The organism is Halomonas sp. ATBC28 (genome assembly GCF_005937175.1).
Lineage (GTDB): Bacteria > Pseudomonadota > Gammaproteobacteria > Pseudomonadales > Halomonadaceae > Vreelandella > Vreelandella titanicae.
Genome location: NZ_VCQL01000007.1, coordinates 123486 through 140683 on the forward strand (window position 1 = coordinate 123486; position 17198 = coordinate 140683).

The following is a 17198-nucleotide window of genomic DNA, read 5'->3' on the forward strand; positions in this document are numbered from 1 at the left end:
AACCAGGGAGCGGACCGATGCGAATCAACCATCTCATGCAAGTGAGGTGGTTTTTTCGCATGTGTGATTTAAATAATCATTTGATAGATAAGTACTTTCTATAAGGCTCTGGTTTTTGCACAGCTTTTGTACAGAAAAAAGTGTGATTTTGGTCTATCCTTCGATGAAACCAAAATGCAGCGGTTAGAAAACGTCAACGTAACGACCGCGCACGATCAGGGACAAGATTATGGCGATGGCATTGATGTTATGCATGTTTGTTTTGTTCTTAGGGTTTTCAGGCGTGGGCGTGTATATGATGTTTAAGACATCGTTTACGGCCAGTATTGATGAACGCGATGACATGCCGCCCGACGTTTAACTATCTGCCTTGAAAGTAAAACGCCCGCTTATGCGGGCGTTTTTGCGCTGGTGTCTATCACGCGGCTGTCCATCAAAGGGTTGTCCATTGGGGGGGACAGGACGCGCTTTACCCCATCCAATACAGGCTGGCCAAGGCAAAAGCGTAGCCCATCGCTGCCCCTGCCAGTACATCGCTGACATAGTGCAGCCCTAAGCCTACCCGTGAGACCGCTATTAGAAGCGTTAATGGCAATACCACCGGTAGTAGCCAGGGCGTGTGGGCGGCGACCAAGACGCTAAACATCACCGCGTGCATGGTGTGGCCGCTGGGAAAACTGTAACGGTCGCGGGCAGGTTCACAGCACTCGATGCCTTCACTATAGGTAATGAAGGGTCGCTCACGGCATAAGCGAGTTTTCACCAGTCGATAAACCGCCACGGCAAATAGAGCGATAACGCTGTACTGCAGTACGCGCCAGGCGCCATTGGGTTGAAGCCAGGGCTGGGCGAGAATCAGCAGCACCCAAATAGGCCAATCGCCTAAGCGGCTGGCGGCCTGAAGCGTGATTCGCCAGGGGCGGTAGATCGATAGCCGCGCAATGCGCTGGCAGAACTGCCACTCCAGCAGGTCAAGACGATCGAATACGACAAGCGGACGCGGGCGCATGATGAGCCTCCTGGGCTTGGTGTAAGTAACGCAAAAACTGCTCGGCAATACCTGTCCAACTCTGCTCAAGGGCGCGTAAACGCGCTACTCGGCCTAAACGAGCGTAGTCAGCTGGGTGTTGGCACAACTCAACTGCTGCCTGTTGAAAAGCGGTGCTATTGCCAGCGGGTACGGTGACACCGTTGTGGCCGCTGCTAATGAGCTCAGCGCTGGCTGCATGATCATAGGCCACCACGGCTAAGCCGCTGGCCATGGCTTCCGCCACCACATTGCCCCAGGTTTCTGAAAGCGAGGGGAAAATAAACAGGTCGGCGCTGGCATAGTGGCGAGCAAGCGATCCCTGCCCCACAAAGCCGGTGAAGTGGGCATCGGGCAGCGCCTTTTCCAATTGTGCCCGTGCGGGGCCATCGCCGACGATCACTTGGGCGATATCGGGCCGCACCTCACGCATGGCTTGAAGGCTTTCATGGAGCAAGGTGAGATTTTTTTCTGCGGCTAGTCGGCCAACGTAAAGGGCCACCGGCTGATGCTCGCTAACTCCCCAGCGTTCGCGTAATGAAGGGTCACGGTGGGCAGGTGAAAAGCGCTCGCCATCCAGCCCGCGTGACAGCACATGAACCCCCCGAATCCCTTGACGCTGCAGTGCTTTAGCCTGCTGATGAGTAGGCACTAACGTCAGATCACAGCCGTTATGGAAGTAGCGCAGGTAGCGGCGTGTGGTCGAGGCCAGCCAATTGACGCCATAATCTTCACAGTAGTGGTCAAAGTTGGTGTGCCAGCCCGCTACCAGGGGGATATTGAGTTGCCGTGCCGCTTGGCGTGCCGCCCAGCCGAGAGGGCCTTGGGTCGCTACATAGATGATATCGGGGCGATGTTGGCGCCAAAAGCGGCGCAGTGTAACGGGCCTAACCAGCCCTACCTGCACATCGGTGTAGCCAGGTAGGGCAAGGCGCTGCACCTGTAGCTCGCGGTTAATACCGGTTGCATTACCCGCAGATCGTGGCCGAGGGCGGATCACATCCACCGGCACTCCTTGCCGGTTAAGTTCATAGCTTAACCGGCTCAGTGTATGGGCAACGCCATTGATGTCCGGTGACCATGTCTCACTAACGATGCAGAGCCGCATGAGCGATTCATCCCTTTATCACGTTTTCGTTCAGTGTGGGTGGGGTGAATGACACTGCCGAGACAAACAGGTGAATAAGTGATGACACGCTTAAATAAATAGGCTAGTAGACAAAGTGCTACAGCCATCTGTTCTAATATCAGTTCAATGTTAAATTTGGATGGCAGTTTTATTTAATAGCGCATAAAAAAATAAGTTCCCAAAAAATAAAACTTTAAGATTAATGAAACATAACTCCTTTAAGGTTCCCTGTGTTGAGGCGTTATTCGTCCTTCATTGTGCCTTCGCAAGCGCAAGCATTAACTACTTCAATGGGAACGATCATGTTTAAAAAAACGACACTGGCCCTAGCCGTTAGCGGTTTATTGGCAGCCTCTGCAGCACAAGCAGCAACCGTTTATGACCAAGACGGTACCGATCTCGAAATCTATGGTCGCATCGCTATGGGTCTTGAAGGCGGTGGTGTTGACAACGGTGTTGATAACGGCGAAGAGTTCCGTAATTTCGGCTCGCGTTTACGGATTACCGCTGGCCACCAGATTTCCTCTGACCTGCGTGCATTCGCCCGTGTAGAGTGGCGTTTTACGGGTGATGAGCGTAATACATCCTCTGGTTTCGATGAGGTACGTAACAGCTACCTAGGCCTGGAAAGCCAGCAGTTCGGTACCTTTATGGCCGGGAACTACAACAGTTTCTACGATAACTACGTGATGACGCCGTTCGATGTTTACGTTGAGCGCGGCTACGAGTTTGCGGGTGGTGGTACCCAGGCACGCGGCGACTCTATTGGCTATAAAACGCCTAAAATGAGTGGTTTTCAGGCGGTTATTTCTGCCAAGCACTTCTCTGAGCGTGGTTTGACTGAAGCCGAGCAGACTTCCGAAGGATCCGTTATCGCCACTCAGGGTGGTGTTGTCTACGAAACAGGCCCAGCTCGTTTAGCGCTTGGCTATGTGGAAGATACGGTACGTGGTGGCGGTAACGGTGAAGTGCGTTATGGCGCTACGGGCGAGTTTGCTGTTACAGATGCTTTCGCTGCTCGTGTAGGTTATGAAACCCGCGGTGATGACGATGTTAACGGTGGTGGTTTCGATAAAATCGGCGTTGGTGCTACGTACGCCATCGATTCCTGGAAGTTCTTCGCCGATTACTACAACATCGACGTAGACGGCGCTAGCGATGAGCGTAACGCTTGGGCGCTAGGGTCAATGTACAAGCTGTCTAGCAATTTCGATATGTTCCTTGAGCTGAACGATCGTAACCTGGATGCTGTTAATGACTTCGAAGAAGATATGTACTACGCATTAGGCGCTCGCTATCACTTCTAATTCATAGAGTGATGTTAGCGGTAGTGTTGCATTAGTTTTTTGCATTAGTTCTTTAGCTTTTAGTTAGCTCGCATGTTTCGATCTTTACCGGTGTGGATAATTTCACACCGGTTTTTAGCGTTTTTATATTTTATGCTTTACTTACCTGACTTCAAAGAGGCGCTCTTCTTCTCGGTGAGTTATTCCTCTCAATATAAATTTAGGGAGAGGGGGGTAAGGCAATACTTTTACCATGGAGACGAAATGTCGCTGGTAGGCTATCTTTGCTGCTAAAGTGTCTGAACACTGTTATGAAAGGAGTCATTTAAATGCGTTTTCACCGCTATGGCTTGGCGCTAGGGACAGCGCTATTTGCCACCGTTCCTCCTGCCTTTGCTGATAACTACACCCTGACGCTATTTCACACCAACGATCTACATGGGCGTACCGATCAGTACCCCTATCTAATTACCACGCTGAATGAGGCGCAGGAGCGCTTTGGCGAAGGGTTGCTGCTGGATGCCGGTGATATCTTTACAGGCACGCTCTACTTCACAGAGTTTCAAGGCCAGGATGCCCTCGAATTTATGAATTTAATGGGCTACGACGCCTTTGTGCCCGGCAACCATGAGTTCGATTTGGGTGACCCGGAACAGGGGCACCAAGCGCTAGCGGCGTTTTTCGCAGGCGCCGAGTTTCCTATTTTAGGGGCGAATCTGGACTTCTCCGCAGGCCCGGAGTTTGCTGACATGTTGGGTGATTCAGTCAGCGCTGAGCCGCAGGCTGGGACGCTTTATGACGGCATGATCGTTGAGCATAACGGCGAGCCAATCGGCATCTTTGGGTTAAGCACTCAGGACAGTGAGACGATTTCCAGCCCTGGCCACGTCACCATCAGCGATTATCGCCAAGCGGCTGAAGCCATGGTGGCAAGCTTTGAAGAGCAGGGCGTTAACAAGATTATTGCCCTTACCCACTTGGGCTACGACAGTGACCCCAGCGTAGGTAATGACCTGCTGCTGGCAGAGCATGTCGAAGGCATCGACATTATTATTGGTGGTCACAGCCATACCCAAGTGCCGCCCCCCAGGCTGCTGAGCGAGAGCCGCGCTGGTGAGAAGCTCCTATCACCGACGGTGATTGGCCAGGCAGGCGAGTATGGCCAGCATCTGGGCGTTATGCAGGTCACCTTCGACGAAAACGGCGTGGTGGTGGATGCCAGCGGTGAACTGCTCGCTGCCGACGATCGGGAAGCGGACGCTGATGCCGCCAAGCGGCTTGAATCCTACACCGCAGAGATTGAGACACTGCGGGATACCCAGGTCGGCGCCAAGGTAATCTCCACGCTACCCAACCCGCGCCATGGGCGTGGCGATGAACGGAGCGTGCGTGCCAATGAAACAGCGCTGGGCAATTTAATCGCCGATGCCCAGTTGCATGCTGCGCAGCAGGTGGCACCCGACACGGTTATGGCGATTCAGAATAGCGGCGGCATCCGTGAAGCGATTGAGAGTGGGGATGTGTCTGTGGGTGATTTGATCGCCGTGCAGCCATTTGGCAATCGCCTGACGCTGCTTGATGTCACCGGCGCCGAGCTGCTGGAAACCTTCGAGATCGCCCTGGCTAATGCACCCGGCGAAGACGGCGGTTTTCTGCAGGTGTCGGCAGGCGTAGAGTTGATATACGACAGCGGTGAGCCGTCGGGCGAGCGGGTGGTTAGCCTAAGCGTTGCCCAGGAAGGCGCAATGCAGGCGATTGACCCCGAGCGTACTTACATCATCGCCACCAATAACTTTACCGCTGCTGGCGGCGACGGTCATACGGTACTTGGCGCTGCCTATGAAGATGGGCGCAACACCATCGTCGGCAATACGGATTGGGAGATGCTGCGCGACTATATGGTGGAACGTAAAGAGGTGTTCTACCAGGTGGAAGGGCGGATTACTGATGTAGCTCAAGAAGGTGTGGTGCCAGAGGATGTGGCCCAGGAAGCGTCGTAGTGAGTTCCGGGCCACGGGTAGCGCTTACTCATCAATGATGCTTTCAAAGCCGCCAAAGATGAGCCGCTTGCCATCAAAGGGCATCGGGTTAACGTCCATCTGCAAGCGCGGGTCTTGCATGACTTTCGGCATGGCCTCATCGCGCACGCTGCGCGATGGCCACTCTATCCAGGAAAAGATGATGCTTTCGTCATCCTTGCGCTTGACCGCCATGGTGAAGGAGGTCACTTCCCCTTCGGGGACATCGTCTCCCCAGCACTCCACGACCCGCAGTGCGCCGTGTTCCTTGAAAACAACGGCCGCGGCACGGGCATGCTCAATAAACTCATCTTTATTAGCGCTGGGCACAGCAGCGACGAAACCATCTACATAAGGGTGTGTAAGCTTGCTCATGGCTGTTCTCCTATTACTGTTTTATTCTGCTTTAGGGGGGAGTTCTCGAACGGGGCGTACCTCAATGCTGCCCAGCCGGGCGGGTGGAATACGGCTAGCCAGCTGCAGCGCCTCATTCAAGTCGTGGGCTTCGAGCAGGTAGAAACCGGCCAACTGCTCCTTGGTTTCCGCAAAGGGACCATCGGAGATTAACGTCTCGCCATCGCGCACACGCACGGTGGTGGCGGTCTCCGTCGGTTGTAATGGCTGCCCGGCCAGGTAGTGGCCGCTGGCGCTCAGGCGCTCAACCCCAGCAATGCATTCTTGGTTGAGGTCGTGCCACGCCTGTTCGCTCATGGCGTTGATAATCTGTTCTTGGTAATAGACCAGCGCAACGTACTTCATGGGGAGTCTCCTTCTGTGGCCAAGGGGCAGTTGTCTGACGGAACGTTTACCATCCAGCCGACGCCAAAACGATCTACCGTCATGCCGAACCCTGGTGACCAGAAGGTCGCTTCGAACGGCATGACGATCTTTCCACCCTCCGCTAGCTGAGCAAAGGTTCGTGCGGCCTGCTCGATATCCTGATACTCCAATTGAACCTCTATCCCTTGCGGTGGTGTATAGCAGTCAGCCGCCATATCGGCGCCCATTAAGCGACGGCCACGTAGGTTCAACGAAGCATGGATAATGCGGTCATGGAGAGCAGGCGGCATGTGTTCAGCGGCGGGTGTGTCAGCATAGGTCAACAGGCACTCCAGATGCCCTCCGGTGACATCGGCATAGAACTGCATGGCTTCCCGGCAGGTGCCGGGAAAGGCAACGTGCACGTTCATGGCATCCGGTATACGAGCAAGGTTACGGTGCTGCTCAATTCCGGCGCCGGGCTCAAAATCCTCCAGCGAGAAGTAGCGCCGTAGCTCAAGGGTCACGTTGCCATCGGCATCTTGGGTGGGCCACTGTTGGGCCCACTCAATGGCCGCCTGCAGAGAGGGGGCTTCGAGCACGCTATAACCGGCAATACGCTCACTGGCTGGAGACAAAGGCCCGGGGATGATGGTGGGCTCACCGTTTTTGAAACGGATCAGGCACCCTTCGCTGGTCGGATGTAAGCCATCGCCGTTCAAAAACACGCCAGCCTCGATCATTCGCTGGTTATAAGCAGCCATGGCGGCAAGCATCTCCTGGGATGGCATAGCGCCATTCTCGGTGTTGGCATCGGCACGGCGTATCAGCATGAATTTCATTGAGAGCCTCCTGGTTGGTCAGGGTAGTGACTCTCTGTAGTCGTTTGGCGTCGTCTTGAATCGACATAGCCTAAGCATTTTTTTATGGGGAATTTTCGAGTTCTGCCAATCGCCTGTTCAAAAAGCGTTTTTCTGGATCCAGGGTGACCAATAGTAGCGCCTGTTGATAGGCGCTGCGCGCGGCCTCATGCTGGCCTTGGCGACGCAGTAAATCCGCTTTTGCGGCATGAAATAGATAATAGCGGTTGATTTGTGGGTGATGAGCGATGTCGTCGAGTAACTTCAGGCCGGTATCGGGTGCACCATTCATGGCAATGGCGACCGCACGGTTCAGCGCCAGAATCGGCGATGGAAAACGTCGGCAGAGAGCATCGTAGAGTCTGACGATACGCCCCCAGTCTGTTTGCTCGGCGTGGCTAGCCTGGGCGTGTACGGCGGCAATCGACGCCTGAAGGGTGTAGTACCCGGTGGGGGTGAGCGCCAGTGCCTGTTCTAGCCACGTTATTCCGACCTGGATATCCTCTTGGCGCCATAGGCGTCTGTCCTGAGCATCCAGGGTTACCAGCTCACCGTCGCTATCCTGGCGCGCATCCCGGCGGGCATCATTAAGCAGCATCAAAGCCATCAGCCCAAATACTTCCCCCTGGGGCAGTAGCCGCGCCAGCTCATTACCCAGTCGCATGGCTTCTTTTGTTAGGCTGATATCGACCACGCTGGCGCCCGTGCTGCGCGAGTAGCCTTCGTTGAAGACCAGATAGATGACTTGGAGCACATCGGGTAAACGCTCGGGCAGCTCTTCCTGGGTAGGCACGGCATAAGGGATATGCGCATCGCGAATTTTGCGTTTGGCTCGTACGATACGCTGTGCCAGCGTCGTAGGCTTCATCAGTAGCGCGCTGGCTACTTGCTCAGTGGTCAAACCGCACATCTCGCGAAGCGTCAGGGCAATCCGTGCTTCCATGCTCAAACTTGGGTGGCAGCAGGTGAATAGCAGCCGCAAGGCGTCATCTTCGATGGTGGTGGGCTCAAGATCCAGCGCTTCATCTGTGGGTAATAGCAAGTGAGCCCGACGGCGAGCAGTACTGCGTTGGCGAATTTGGTCTATTCCGCAGTGGTAGCCGGTGCGAATTAGCCATGCCGTGGGGTTGTCAGGTTTGCCGTTAACCGGCCACTGTTGAACCGCCGCCACAAAGGCATCCTGCATGGCTTCTTCGGCTAGTTCAAAATCCCCCAGCAGGCGTATCAGCGTCGCCTGCACGCGCCGGGAGTGCTCACGATACAGGTCATCGACGTATGAAGGTTCAGTACTCATCAAGGGAGATCCGTAAGCTTTATCTCAAACGTAGCGCATGGTTTCTCCGTTGACTTGTTTTTCTTGTTTTTCTTGTTTTGTCTTTCGGGGGATAGGTATTCAATCCCCGGTGCGTTTTCCCGTGGCGCTGTTGAAAGGATGCAGAGTGTCGCGGGTCACAAAAAATCGCAGGGTTTCGCCTTCGGCAACGGGCGGCTGCCCCGAAACGCGGATGACTGTAGGCTGGTCGCTATCGGCGAGGGTCACATATAGGTGGCTTTCGGCCCCCGCGGCTTCAAACAGCGCCAGCGTTGAGTCGACAATTAGGTGAGGCGCGGTCGGCGGCGTTAGATGCATATCATCCGGTCGAATGCCGACGACATCGGTGCCGTCGGGCAGGTTATCCAGCAGGCCATTGGCGCCTTGTTCGTTCAAGTAATCCACCGGCAGCATGTTCATGGCGGGGGAGCCGATAAACCCGGCGACAAACATGCTGGCGGGGCGGGCGTAGATATCCATGGGTGTGCCCACTTGCTCAATCTGCCCGGCGTTAAGAACCACTAAACGGTCACCCAGTGTCATGGCTTCCAGCTGGTCGTGGGTCACATACAGGCTGGTAGTCTTCAGGCGCCGCTGCAGCTGTTTGATCTCCACGCGCATCTGCACGCGCAGTTTGGCATCCAGGTTGGAAAGTGGCTCATCGAATAGAAAGGCTGCCGGGTCGCGCACCAACGCGCGGCCCATGGCGACGCGCTGGCGCTGACCACCAGAGAGCTTGCGCGGTTTGCGCTCCAGAAACTCTTCGATCTCGAGCATTTTGGCGGCAATTCGCACGCGCTTTTCAATGTCTTCTTTGTTAAACCCGCGGTTCTTGAGGCCGTAAGCTAGGTTGTTGTACACCGTCATATGCGGGTAGAGCGCGTAGTTCTGGAACACCATGGCGATATCGCGCTCGGCGGGCTCTAGCTTATTGACCACCCGGTCACCGATTTTGAGCGTGCCTTCGGTAATGGTTTCAAGCCCCGCCACCATGCGGAGTAGGGTAGATTTGCCGCAGCCGGAAGGCCCCACCAGCACCACAAACTCGCCATCTTCAATCTGTAAGTCGATGCCTTTGACGGCCTGAACATCGCCGCTATAGGTTTTCTTTAGCCCTTCCAAGGTAATGCTGGCCATCTTATTTCTCCGTCTCGGTCAGGCCTTTCACAAATAGGCGTTGCATAAACAGAATCACTAATACAGGCGGCAGCGCTGCCATGACCACCGCGGCCATCACTAATTGCCACTGTGGGTTCTCTTCCGAGGTCATGCGCTGAATGCCCATTACGATGGTGTAATAATCAGGGTCGGTAGTGATAATTAACGGCCAGAGGTACTGGTTCCAGCCGTAGATAAACATGATCACAAACAGCGCGGCGATATTGGTCACCGACAGCGGCATTAAGATGTCTTTAAAAAACTTCAGTGGCCCGGCGCCATCGACCCGGGCGGCTTCGAGCATCTCTTCGGGAATGGTCATAAAGAACTGGCGGAACAAGAAGGTTGCGGTAGCCGAGGCAATTAGCGGGATCGATAGCCCGGCAAAGCTATTGAGCATTTTAAGATCCGCAACGACCTGAAAAGTCGGAATAATGCGCACTTCCACCGGCAGCATCAACGTGACGAAGATCACCCAGAAGAAGAACATCCGGAAGCGGAAACGGAAGTAGACGATGGCAAAGGCGGAAAGCAGCGAAATAGACAGCTTACCCACTGTGATCGCCATGGCCATTATAAAACTGTTCCACAGCATCAGGGCGGCCGGCGGTGCGCCGGCATTGGAGACGCCCGACTGCCACATGCGCGTGTAGTTTTCGATCCCGTGGCCACCGGGCAGCAGTGGCAGCGTACCCTGCAGCAAACCCGATAGGGAATGGGTAGAGGCGATGATCGCGACATACACCGGAAAAACCACCAGCGCGACACCAGAGATCAAAACAATATGGGCTATCAGGTTAGCCCAAGGGCGGTTTTCAACCATTAACGTTCTCCCCAAGGCTAGGGCCTGTTGACGTTTCATCACGAACCGCGTTGCCCCACAAATCGCGCCAGACAAGGCGCAAAACGCAGGGAAGGGTGGTTCCCTTTTCAAGTTTTGCAACGCCGTATGGCGCGATTTGTGGGGCAACCCGTAGGGCTGGGCCCGTTTTTACCCGCGGCGGCGTTAGTCGTCGTTCATTTGGAATCACCAAACCTCTCTCCTCCTGCCTTGCCGCGAATAAAAACGGGCTCCAGCGCGGCCGTGAGTGAAACCTCAACAGGCCCTAGTAGTTGACTCGGCGCTCAATAAAGCGGAACTGGATCATCGTTAATGCCACCACGATCACCATCAGAATCACCGACTGAGCTGCCGAGGAACCGAGGTTGAGGCCCACAAAACCATCGGCGTAGACCTTGTACACTAAAATATTGGTCGCCTGAGCGGGGCCGCCCGCGGTGGTGGCGTGGATGATCGCGAAGGTGTCGAACATGGCATACACCACATTAACCACCAGCAAGAAGAAAGTGGTCGGCGTGAGCAGCGGGAAAATAATCGTCCAGAAGCGCTTAGTCGGGCTGGCGCCGTCAATGGAGGCGGCTTCAATCAGCGATTGCGGGATTGACTGTAAGCCCGCCAGGAAAAACAAAAAGTTATAGGATATCTGCTTCCAGGCGGCGGCAAAAATCACCAGCAGCATGGCGTCACTGCCCGAGTTACGGTGGTTCCACTGGTAACCCACCATTTCCAGCATATAGGGCACAATGCCGATAGAGGGGTTGAAGATAAACCACCACAACACGCCCGCAAGCGCGGGGGCGATGGCGTAGGGCCACACCAGTAGCGTGGTGTAGGTGCTGCGTGAGCGAATCATCCGGTTGACGGTACTGGCCAATAAAAGCGCCACTGTCATCGATAGCAGGGTAGTGCCCACGGCGAATACCACCGTCACCGATAGCGAATTGACATAACTGCCGTCACGAAATAGACGGGCAAAGTTCTCAAGACCCACAAACGTTGAGCGCAGCCCAAAGGCGTCTTCGCGCAGTAGCGACTGATACAGCGCCTGGCCCGCAGGCCAGATAAAGAAAATCAGTGTCACAATCACCTGGGGCGCCAGCAGCGCGTAGGGCAAAAAGCGACCAGGGTAGGTCATGCGTTTGGTTTGCATGGGCAGCTCTGCAAATTGTTAGCAAAAATAAGCATCAACAAACGAAATCGCCGCCTACCCAGAAGGGTAGGCGGCGAAGTGAGTACTTATTTACTGGTTGACAGCTTCAAAATCACGGAGCAGATCATTGCCGCGTGCTACTGCTTCATCCGCTGCTTCCTGACCCGATTTGTCACCGGTCATCACCGCTTCCATCTCTTCGGAGATGATGTCGCGAATCTGCACGAAGTTACCAAAGCGTAGGCCTTTGGAGTTCTCGGTCGGCTCGTTGAGAGTCATCTGTTTCAGCGAAATATCCGCGCCTGGATTCTCTTCGTAGTAGCCCTGTTCTTGGCTCAGATCCCAAGCGGCCTGAGTGATGGGCAGGTAGCCAGTTTGCTGGTGCCACTGTGCCTGTACTTCGGGCTGGGAGAGGTACTCAAAGAACGCCGCAACGGCTTCGTATTCGTCATCGCTATGGCCCTGCAGTGCCCACAGAGTGGCGCCACCGATAATTGAGTTCTGCGGTGCGCCTTCTACGTCGTCGTAGTAGGGCTGCATGCCAAAGCCAACTTCAAATTCTGAATTGGCGGCGACATCCGCACGTGAAGCAGAAGAGCCGAAGAAAATCGCGCAGTCCTGGGAGTAGAACATCGGCTCAGAGTCGGGGCCGGAGCCGGGGCCACCCCATTTAAAGACACCTTCTTCCTGCCAGTCGTGGAGGTTGTCCCAGTGGCGAGCGACCAGCTCATTGTTGAAGGTAAACTCGGTTTCCATACCGCCAAAGCCGTTTTCCAGTGTACCTAGCGGCACGTTATGCCAAGCGGAGAAGTTTTCCAGCATGACCCAGCTAGGCCAGGAGGTGGTAAAGCCACAGCTGGCCGCACCAGACTCGACGATTTGGCGTGAAAAATCGGCCACTTCGTCCCATGTTTGTGGGGGCTGCTCGGGATCCAGACCCGCTTCTTCAAACATATCCCTGTTGTAGTACATGATTGGCGTAGAGGAGTTAAACGGGAAAGAGAGCATATTGCCGTTGGTGTCGGTGTAATAACCCACGACGGCTGGCAGGAAGGCTTCTTTATCGAAAGCGCGGCCATGCTCTTCCATCAGCTCGTACACTGGGTAGATGGCGCCTTTGGCGTTCATCATGGTGCCAGTGCCGACTTCAAACACCTGCAGGATATGCGGCTGCTCGTTGGCACGGAAGGCGGCGATCGCGCCCGTCATCGTTTCGGTATAGGTGCCGCGATAGCTGGGGGTAACGTGGTAGTCGTCTTGAGACTCGTTGAAGTCTTGGGTCATCTCTTCGAGAATTTCGCCCAGTTGGCCGCCCATGGCGTGCCACCAGCTAATCTCTGTTGCCGCCTGAGCAGACAGGCTTAGGCTGGCCGTCGCCACCCCTACGGCAAGCGCGTGCAGTGTGAAACGAGACATAACAAGCTCCTTATGGGCCTGAACTTAGTCAGGCGTGCAATGCGTTTGTTGAGATTTTTAGATGCACTGAACAGTAAGAAGTGTAGATGACGTTTTAGTGAATGCACGATGAACCTGCCGTGACAGGCAACATTGCGCTGCCAGCAGGCCTACTGAGTAGGAAAAGGAAGAGGGCGATGATAGTGTGATAGGAAGAGTCCAACTAACGAGAGCAGTATGACTGACGTGACCACTTTACTGATGAAGCTGGTGTCATTCGATACCACTTCCAGTGAATCCAATCTGGCGCTGATTGAGTATGTGGAAGGCTATTTGGAAGAGTATGGCGTTAGCGCCGAGCGGGTGATGAGCCCCTGCGGTACCAAAGCCAACCTGATCGCAAGAATTGGCCCAGAGGCGCCGGGCGGTGTGATGCTTTCCGGGCATACCGATGTGGTACCGGTGGCGGGGCAGCCGTGGTCGAGCGATCCGTTCACCCTGCGTGATGGTGGCGATGGGCGCCTTTATGGGCGTGGCACCTGCGATATGAAAGGTTTTATCGCCTGCGTATTGTCGATGGTGCCCACTTGGACGAAAGCGCCTCTGCAGCAGCCGATTTATCTGGGTTTCTCCTATGACGAAGAGATCGGCTGCGTGGGTGCGCCAAGCCTCATTAAGCGCTTTTACGAGCACTACTCCACCACCGCCCATGTGATTGTCGGCGAGCCCACCAGCATGCAGCCAGTGGTAGCGCAGAAAGGGGCGACCAATCTGCGTACCACCGTGATTGGTCAGGAAGCTCACAGCAGTCAGGTCAATCAAGGCACCTCAGCCATCCACGTAGCGGCAAGGCTAGTGGCCTTTATTGAGGACACCATGGCGGTGTTGGTGGAAGAGGGGCGCATCGATGAGGCCTTTAACGTGCCTCACACCAGCCTGCACGTCGGCAAAATAAAAGGTGGTACGGCGATCAATATTATGGCGCGGGAGTGCCAGTTCGAGTGGGAAATTCGCCATCTGCCCACGGACACCTTCGACGAAATATACGCGCGCTTTGAGGCCTGTTGCGCCCAGCTAAGCGCTGAGCTGCAGGCCAAAGGCAAGCACGTTGAAATTACTACTGAGCCGCTAAACGTGACAGTGCCGGGCCTGGCCGACCGCGAAAACGATCAGGTACTTCGCCTAGCCAAAGACCATTTGCCCGCAGGGTGCTGCGACCACGCGGTGGCTTACGCCACGGAAGCGGGGCAGTTCCAGGGCCAGGGCTTGCAGACAATAATTCTTGGCCCTGGCAGCATCGCCCAGGCGCATCAGCCCGATGAATATATTGATATTGAGCAGCTTGAAGCGTGTGAGGATTTTCTAACGAAGATGGGTAAAGCGTTAGAGAAGACTCTCTAACTAGCTAATAACTGCCCAAAAAAATCCCACCCGGCTAATGGGGTGGGATTTTTTGTAGTGCTTTCATACCATGTCGCTTTTTCAGTGCTGAGGATGTTGTTCAAACAGCTCAGCTTTGGCATGGCGCATCACATCTTCGCACGCCTGCTGTTGGGCTAACTGCGTTAGCAGGCGTTGAGTTACTTCGAAGCCCTTGCCTAAGCAAGTGTCGACTTCCTGTTGGCTAACCGCTGGCGTCACTCGGTAATCGATTTTTACCGTGCGCCCACCACCTTCCAGCCGATCCGCAACTCCCCTGAGCCGCCACGCGATTTTCTCTTTCCAAGTTGCTGATTCTTCCGCGCCTTCGTTTACGCTAAACGTGCACTGCCATTCCGGTTTAAAGACCTTCATAGGAGAACCTCCAAAAATTTTGGAAAGAATGATCGATCGTGTTTCGTACCCCATCGTCTGAATGTATTGCCCCACTACTATATACCTAACGCAGCATAAATATCGAACAATAGTGATACGCGTTGGGCGACGCGCATAGGGCGTATCGGTTAGGCTATAAAAGATGTGACTAACGAGCTTTTCTATGACCTCCACAACTAATCCAAGTTGCCCCTGTGGTAGCTTATTAACGCTTGATAAGTGCTGTGGCCGTTATCACCAAGGCGGGCTTGCCCCCACGCCTGAAGCTTTGATGCGCTCTCGCTATGTGGCTTTTGTGCTAGGGCGTAGCGACTACCTGTTGGCGACATGGCACCCCTCTACCCGCCCTGCAGAGCTTGCGCCTGATCCTGACGCTGAGTGGAAGTCGCTATCTATCGTCTCCGCAGAACCGCCGCTCGACAATATCGGTTACGTGCATTTTCGTGCCTGTTTTTATGAAAGGGGGCGAGTGCAAAAAGGCTGGCATGTATTAGAAGAGGTCTCCCGCTTCGTTAAAGAGCAGCAACGCTGGTGGTATATAGACGGAACACCCACGCTTACCCGCCTGAAACCACGCCGCAACGACCCGTGCTTATGTGGTAGTGGGCGTAAATTAAAGGTATGTTGCGGTGAATAGTGGCATCGTTCAGCCTCACAAAGCCGAACCGCAATGGTATCTCTATTTGCTGGAGTGCCAGCGTGGCACCTATACGGGCATTACCAATAACCTGGCAAAGCGTTATCAAGCGCACTGCACCGGCAAAGGGGCGCGTTATACCCGTGCAAATCCGCCTGTTGCACTGCTGGGTGCCGAACCGTTTGAAGACCGCGCCGCCGCAAGCCGGGCTGAATATCAGTTAAAGCAACAAACACCGAGCCAAAAGCGCCGCTGGGCCAAGCAGTGGCCTGTACAATTAGAAGCTAACTAGTATCTTTTCCGTTAGGCGTAGATTAAGGAACCTACATGCTGACGTTTTACTCAGAGGACAGCCGTTTGCGCCAAGCGCGCACGGAGTTACATGACGGCGCGCTGGTGACCCCGTTTGAGTGCCCCGAACGCCTTGATCTAGTGCTAAAGCATCTTCACCAGTCCGGGCTTGGCGATATTCGTACCCCTAGCGCTTATGGATTAGCCCCAGTATTAGCGGTGCATGACAAAGAGTACGTAACGTTTCTAGCCAACTGTTGGCAAGAGTGGCAGGCGGCTGGGCATGAGGGGGAGGCGATTCCCAATATTTGGCCCGCACGAACCATGCGTGGCGACCGCATCCCGCGATCGGTTAGCGGTCAGCTAGGCTACTACGCGCTGGCGGCGGAAACGTCGATCTCAGCAGGCACCTTTGAAGCCGCCATGGCGAGTAAAGACGTGGCGTTAGGCGCTCTAGAACATACGCTACAAACCGGCGAACCCAGTTTTGGTTTATGCCGGCCGCCAGGGCACCACGCCGCGTTTGATCAGTTTGGCGGTTACTGCTTCTTTAACAATGCCGCCATTGCCGCCCAGCGAGCGCTGGATGCAGGCAAACGCCGGGTCGCCATTCTTGACGTCGACTTTCACCACGGCAACGGCACCCAGCAGATTTTCTACAAGCGTGATGATGTGCTGTTTATCTCACTGCACGGCGACCCTGAAGTCACATTTCCTTACTATTTGGGCTACGCTGATGAAAACGGCGAAGGGCAAGGCAAGGGCTTTAACGTCAATTACCCGTTGCCGCCGGGCACCAGCGTTACCACGTGGATGGCCACACTTGAACAAGCCTTGGCGCAAATTAAAGCTGCGGAGTGTGAATGCCTGATCGTATCGTTAGGGGTCGATATCTTCGAAGGTGACCCCATAAGTGCCTTCACCTTTACCAGCGAAGATTTCACAGCTTTAGGTGAGCGCCTGGCCCAAGTAGGCTTACCCAGCGTGTTTCTGATGGAAGGGGGCTATGCTGTAGATGAAATAGGTGTCAATGTAGTCAACGTGTTACAAGGTTTTGAACAGGCGCTATAAAACGGTCTGGAACTGCATCTAAACAAGGGTAAAGGTTAACCGTGACAGCGGCCCCTAAATCGGGCAGGCTATTGCCCTTTCAACGGGGCAGGGAGCTCAAGCGTGGCAGTGTATGGTGGAATTCAGGCACATGAATTGGAGCGTTGGCTTAATGCGTTAACCAACGCTGCCTATGACCGACGCTGCCCGCTGGTAAAAGTACACGGTGGCAACGCCCGTGCGCGTACCGCCCGCCAAGACCTCCTTCATTTGGCGAACGACTACCGCTGCGGCGATTCTAGCCGCGAGGAGAGCGCCGCCGACCTTGGCCGCTGGTGCCAAACCTACCTTTCAGAGGCCGAGTGGTACGTGCTGGTCGGCACCCGTCAAGCTCCTTCCCAGCCGCAAAGCGAGGAAGAGAGAAGTCTCACCGTGCTCAAGCAGCATCGGGTGGGGTAGGGCCAGTAGAA

The 17198-nt window shown here is 54.9% G+C and carries 18 protein-coding genes; 7 read left to right on the plus strand and 11 right to left on the minus strand.

Annotation, left to right across the window (positions count from 1 at the left end; all coding sequences use genetic code 11):
- Nucleotides 1–469 precede the first annotated feature (469 nt).
- Both E0L35_RS09850 and E0L35_RS09855 read right to left on the minus strand, forming a co-directional pair.
- On the minus strand, nt 470–1009 hold the full coding sequence (locus tag E0L35_RS09850; protein WP_022520798.1) for a phosphatase PAP2 family protein: 540 nt from the start codon (nt 1007–1009) through the stop codon (nt 470–472).
- Nucleotides 972–2135, minus strand: a complete 1164-nt coding sequence (locus E0L35_RS09855; RefSeq protein WP_022520797.1) for a glycosyltransferase family 1 protein — start codon at nt 2133–2135, stop codon at nt 972–974. Before E0L35_RS09855 ends, E0L35_RS09850 begins: the two co-directional genes overlap by 38 nt.
- Before the next feature lie 323 nt (nt 2136–2458).
- Here E0L35_RS09855 and E0L35_RS09860 point away from each other — a divergent pair, with 323 nt between their 5' ends.
- Together E0L35_RS09860 and E0L35_RS09865 are read left to right on the plus strand one after the other, a co-directional pair.
- Nucleotides 2459–3463 (plus strand): porin, encoded by a 1005-nt coding sequence (locus tag E0L35_RS09860; protein WP_022520796.1) that lies wholly within the window; start codon nt 2459–2461, stop codon nt 3461–3463.
- Nucleotides 3464–3771: 308 nt separating this feature from the next.
- Nucleotides 3772–5442 (plus strand): 5'-nucleotidase C-terminal domain-containing protein, encoded by a 1671-nt coding sequence (locus tag E0L35_RS09865; RefSeq protein WP_138800155.1) that lies wholly within the window; start codon nt 3772–3774, stop codon nt 5440–5442.
- Nucleotides 5443–5466: 24 nt separating this feature from the next.
- On the opposite strand, the gene E0L35_RS09870 is transcribed toward E0L35_RS09865, so the two are convergent.
- From E0L35_RS09870 to ugpB, 8 genes are all read right to left on the minus strand, one after another.
- The gene (locus tag E0L35_RS09870) at nt 5467–5835 is read right to left on the minus strand and encodes a DUF1428 domain-containing protein (protein WP_022520789.1); all 369 of its coding nucleotides are present in this window, start codon (nt 5833–5835) and stop codon (nt 5467–5469) included.
- Between the two features lie 21 nt (nt 5836–5856).
- Nucleotides 5857–6219, minus strand: a complete 363-nt coding sequence (locus E0L35_RS09875) for a YciI family protein (protein WP_138800156.1) — start codon at nt 6217–6219, stop codon at nt 5857–5859.
- A complete protein-coding gene (locus E0L35_RS09880; RefSeq protein ID WP_138800157.1) occupies nt 6216–7061 on the minus strand; it encodes a YciI family protein in 846 nt (281 codons plus the stop codon). Before E0L35_RS09880 ends, E0L35_RS09875 begins: the two co-directional genes overlap by 4 nt.
- Nucleotides 7062–7143: 82 nt before the next feature.
- Nucleotides 7144–8373, minus strand: coding sequence for an RNA polymerase sigma factor (locus tag E0L35_RS09885; RefSeq protein ID WP_138800158.1), 1230 nt, complete (start codon nt 8371–8373; stop codon nt 7144–7146).
- Between the two features lie 99 nt (nt 8374–8472).
- A complete protein-coding gene (locus E0L35_RS09890; protein WP_138800159.1) occupies nt 8473–9528 on the minus strand; it encodes a sn-glycerol-3-phosphate import ATP-binding protein UgpC in 1056 nt (351 codons plus the stop codon).
- 1 nt (nt 9529) lies between these two features.
- On the minus strand, nt 9530–10372 hold the full coding sequence (gene ugpE, locus E0L35_RS09895; protein ID WP_022520784.1) for a sn-glycerol-3-phosphate ABC transporter permease UgpE: 843 nt from the start codon (nt 10370–10372) through the stop codon (nt 9530–9532).
- A gap of 283 nt (nt 10373–10655) precedes the next feature.
- Complete coding sequence (gene ugpA / locus E0L35_RS09900) at nt 10656–11540, minus strand: sn-glycerol-3-phosphate ABC transporter permease UgpA (protein WP_009288107.1); 885 nt, start codon at nt 11538–11540, stop codon at nt 10656–10658.
- Nucleotides 11541–11630: 90 nt separating this feature from the next.
- Nucleotides 11631–12956 (minus strand): sn-glycerol-3-phosphate ABC transporter substrate-binding protein UgpB, encoded by a 1326-nt coding sequence (gene ugpB, locus E0L35_RS09905; protein ID WP_138800160.1) that lies wholly within the window; start codon nt 12954–12956, stop codon nt 11631–11633.
- Between the two features lie 216 nt (nt 12957–13172).
- Here ugpB and argE point away from each other — a divergent pair, with 216 nt between their 5' ends.
- Nucleotides 13173–14336 (plus strand): acetylornithine deacetylase, encoded by a 1164-nt coding sequence (gene argE, locus E0L35_RS09910; protein WP_138800161.1) that lies wholly within the window; start codon nt 13173–13175, stop codon nt 14334–14336.
- 81 nt (nt 14337–14417) lie between these two features.
- Here the strand turns inward: argE and E0L35_RS09915 are convergent, their stop codons facing one another.
- Entirely contained in the window at nt 14418–14729 is a 312-nt protein-coding gene (locus E0L35_RS09915) for a hypothetical protein (protein ID WP_022520780.1), read from the minus strand.
- 184 nt (nt 14730–14913) lie between these two features.
- Here E0L35_RS09915 and E0L35_RS09920 point away from each other — a divergent pair, with 184 nt between their 5' ends.
- From E0L35_RS09920 to E0L35_RS09935, 4 genes are all read left to right on the plus strand, one after another.
- Nucleotides 14914–15387 (plus strand): YchJ family metal-binding protein, encoded by a 474-nt coding sequence (locus tag E0L35_RS09920; protein WP_041158919.1) that lies wholly within the window; start codon nt 14914–14916, stop codon nt 15385–15387.
- Nucleotides 15380–15679: a GIY-YIG nuclease family protein gene (locus E0L35_RS09925; RefSeq protein ID WP_022520778.1), complete on the plus strand. Its 300-nt coding sequence runs from the start codon at nt 15380–15382 to the stop codon at nt 15677–15679. The genes E0L35_RS09920 and E0L35_RS09925 overlap by 8 nt, the downstream gene beginning before the upstream one ends.
- A 35-nt stretch (nt 15680–15714) precedes the next feature.
- Nucleotides 15715–16749, plus strand: a complete 1035-nt coding sequence (locus tag E0L35_RS09930; protein ID WP_138800162.1) for a histone deacetylase family protein — start codon at nt 15715–15717, stop codon at nt 16747–16749.
- Nucleotides 16750–16851: 102 nt separating this feature from the next.
- Entirely contained in the window at nt 16852–17187 is a 336-nt protein-coding gene (locus E0L35_RS09935) for a hypothetical protein (protein WP_022520776.1), read from the plus strand.
- Nucleotides 17188–17198 lie beyond the last annotated feature (11 nt).

Excerpts from the sequence above, each read along its gene's own strand:
- E0L35_RS09850 (WP_022520798.1), bottom strand. The coding sequence starts at position 1,009 with ATGCGCCCGCGTCCGCTTGTCGTATTCGATCGTCTTGACCTGCTGGAG.
- E0L35_RS09855 (WP_022520797.1), bottom strand. The coding sequence starts at position 2,135 with ATGCGGCTCTGCATCGTTAGTGAGACATGGTCACCGGACATCAATGGC.
- E0L35_RS09860 (WP_022520796.1), top strand. The coding sequence starts at position 2,459 with ATGTTTAAAAAAACGACACTGGCCCTAGCCGTTAGCGGTTTATTGGCA.
- E0L35_RS09865 (WP_138800155.1), top strand. The coding sequence starts at position 3,772 with ATGCGTTTTCACCGCTATGGCTTGGCGCTAGGGACAGCGCTATTTGCC.
- E0L35_RS09870 (WP_022520789.1), bottom strand. The coding sequence starts at position 5,835 with ATGAGCAAGCTTACACACCCTTATGTAGATGGTTTCGTCGCTGCTGTG.
- E0L35_RS09875 (WP_138800156.1), bottom strand. The coding sequence starts at position 6,219 with ATGAAGTACGTTGCGCTGGTCTATTACCAAGAACAGATTATCAACGCC.
- E0L35_RS09880 (WP_138800157.1), bottom strand. The coding sequence starts at position 7,061 with ATGAAATTCATGCTGATACGCCGTGCCGATGCCAACACCGAGAATGGC.
- E0L35_RS09885 (WP_138800158.1), bottom strand. The coding sequence starts at position 8,373 with ATGAGTACTGAACCTTCATACGTCGATGACCTGTATCGTGAGCACTCC.
- E0L35_RS09890 (WP_138800159.1), bottom strand. The coding sequence starts at position 9,528 with ATGGCCAGCATTACCTTGGAAGGGCTAAAGAAAACCTATAGCGGCGAT.
- ugpE (WP_022520784.1), bottom strand. The coding sequence starts at position 10,372 with ATGGTTGAAAACCGCCCTTGGGCTAACCTGATAGCCCATATTGTTTTG.
- ugpA (WP_009288107.1), bottom strand. The coding sequence starts at position 11,540 with ATGCAAACCAAACGCATGACCTACCCTGGTCGCTTTTTGCCCTACGCG.
- ugpB (WP_138800160.1), bottom strand. The coding sequence starts at position 12,956 with ATGTCTCGTTTCACACTGCACGCGCTTGCCGTAGGGGTGGCGACGGCC.
- argE (WP_138800161.1), top strand. The coding sequence starts at position 13,173 with ATGACTGACGTGACCACTTTACTGATGAAGCTGGTGTCATTCGATACC.
- E0L35_RS09915 (WP_022520780.1), bottom strand. The coding sequence starts at position 14,729 with ATGAAGGTCTTTAAACCGGAATGGCAGTGCACGTTTAGCGTAAACGAA.
- E0L35_RS09920 (WP_041158919.1), top strand. The coding sequence starts at position 14,914 with ATGACCTCCACAACTAATCCAAGTTGCCCCTGTGGTAGCTTATTAACG.
- E0L35_RS09930 (WP_138800162.1), top strand. The coding sequence starts at position 15,715 with ATGCTGACGTTTTACTCAGAGGACAGCCGTTTGCGCCAAGCGCGCACG.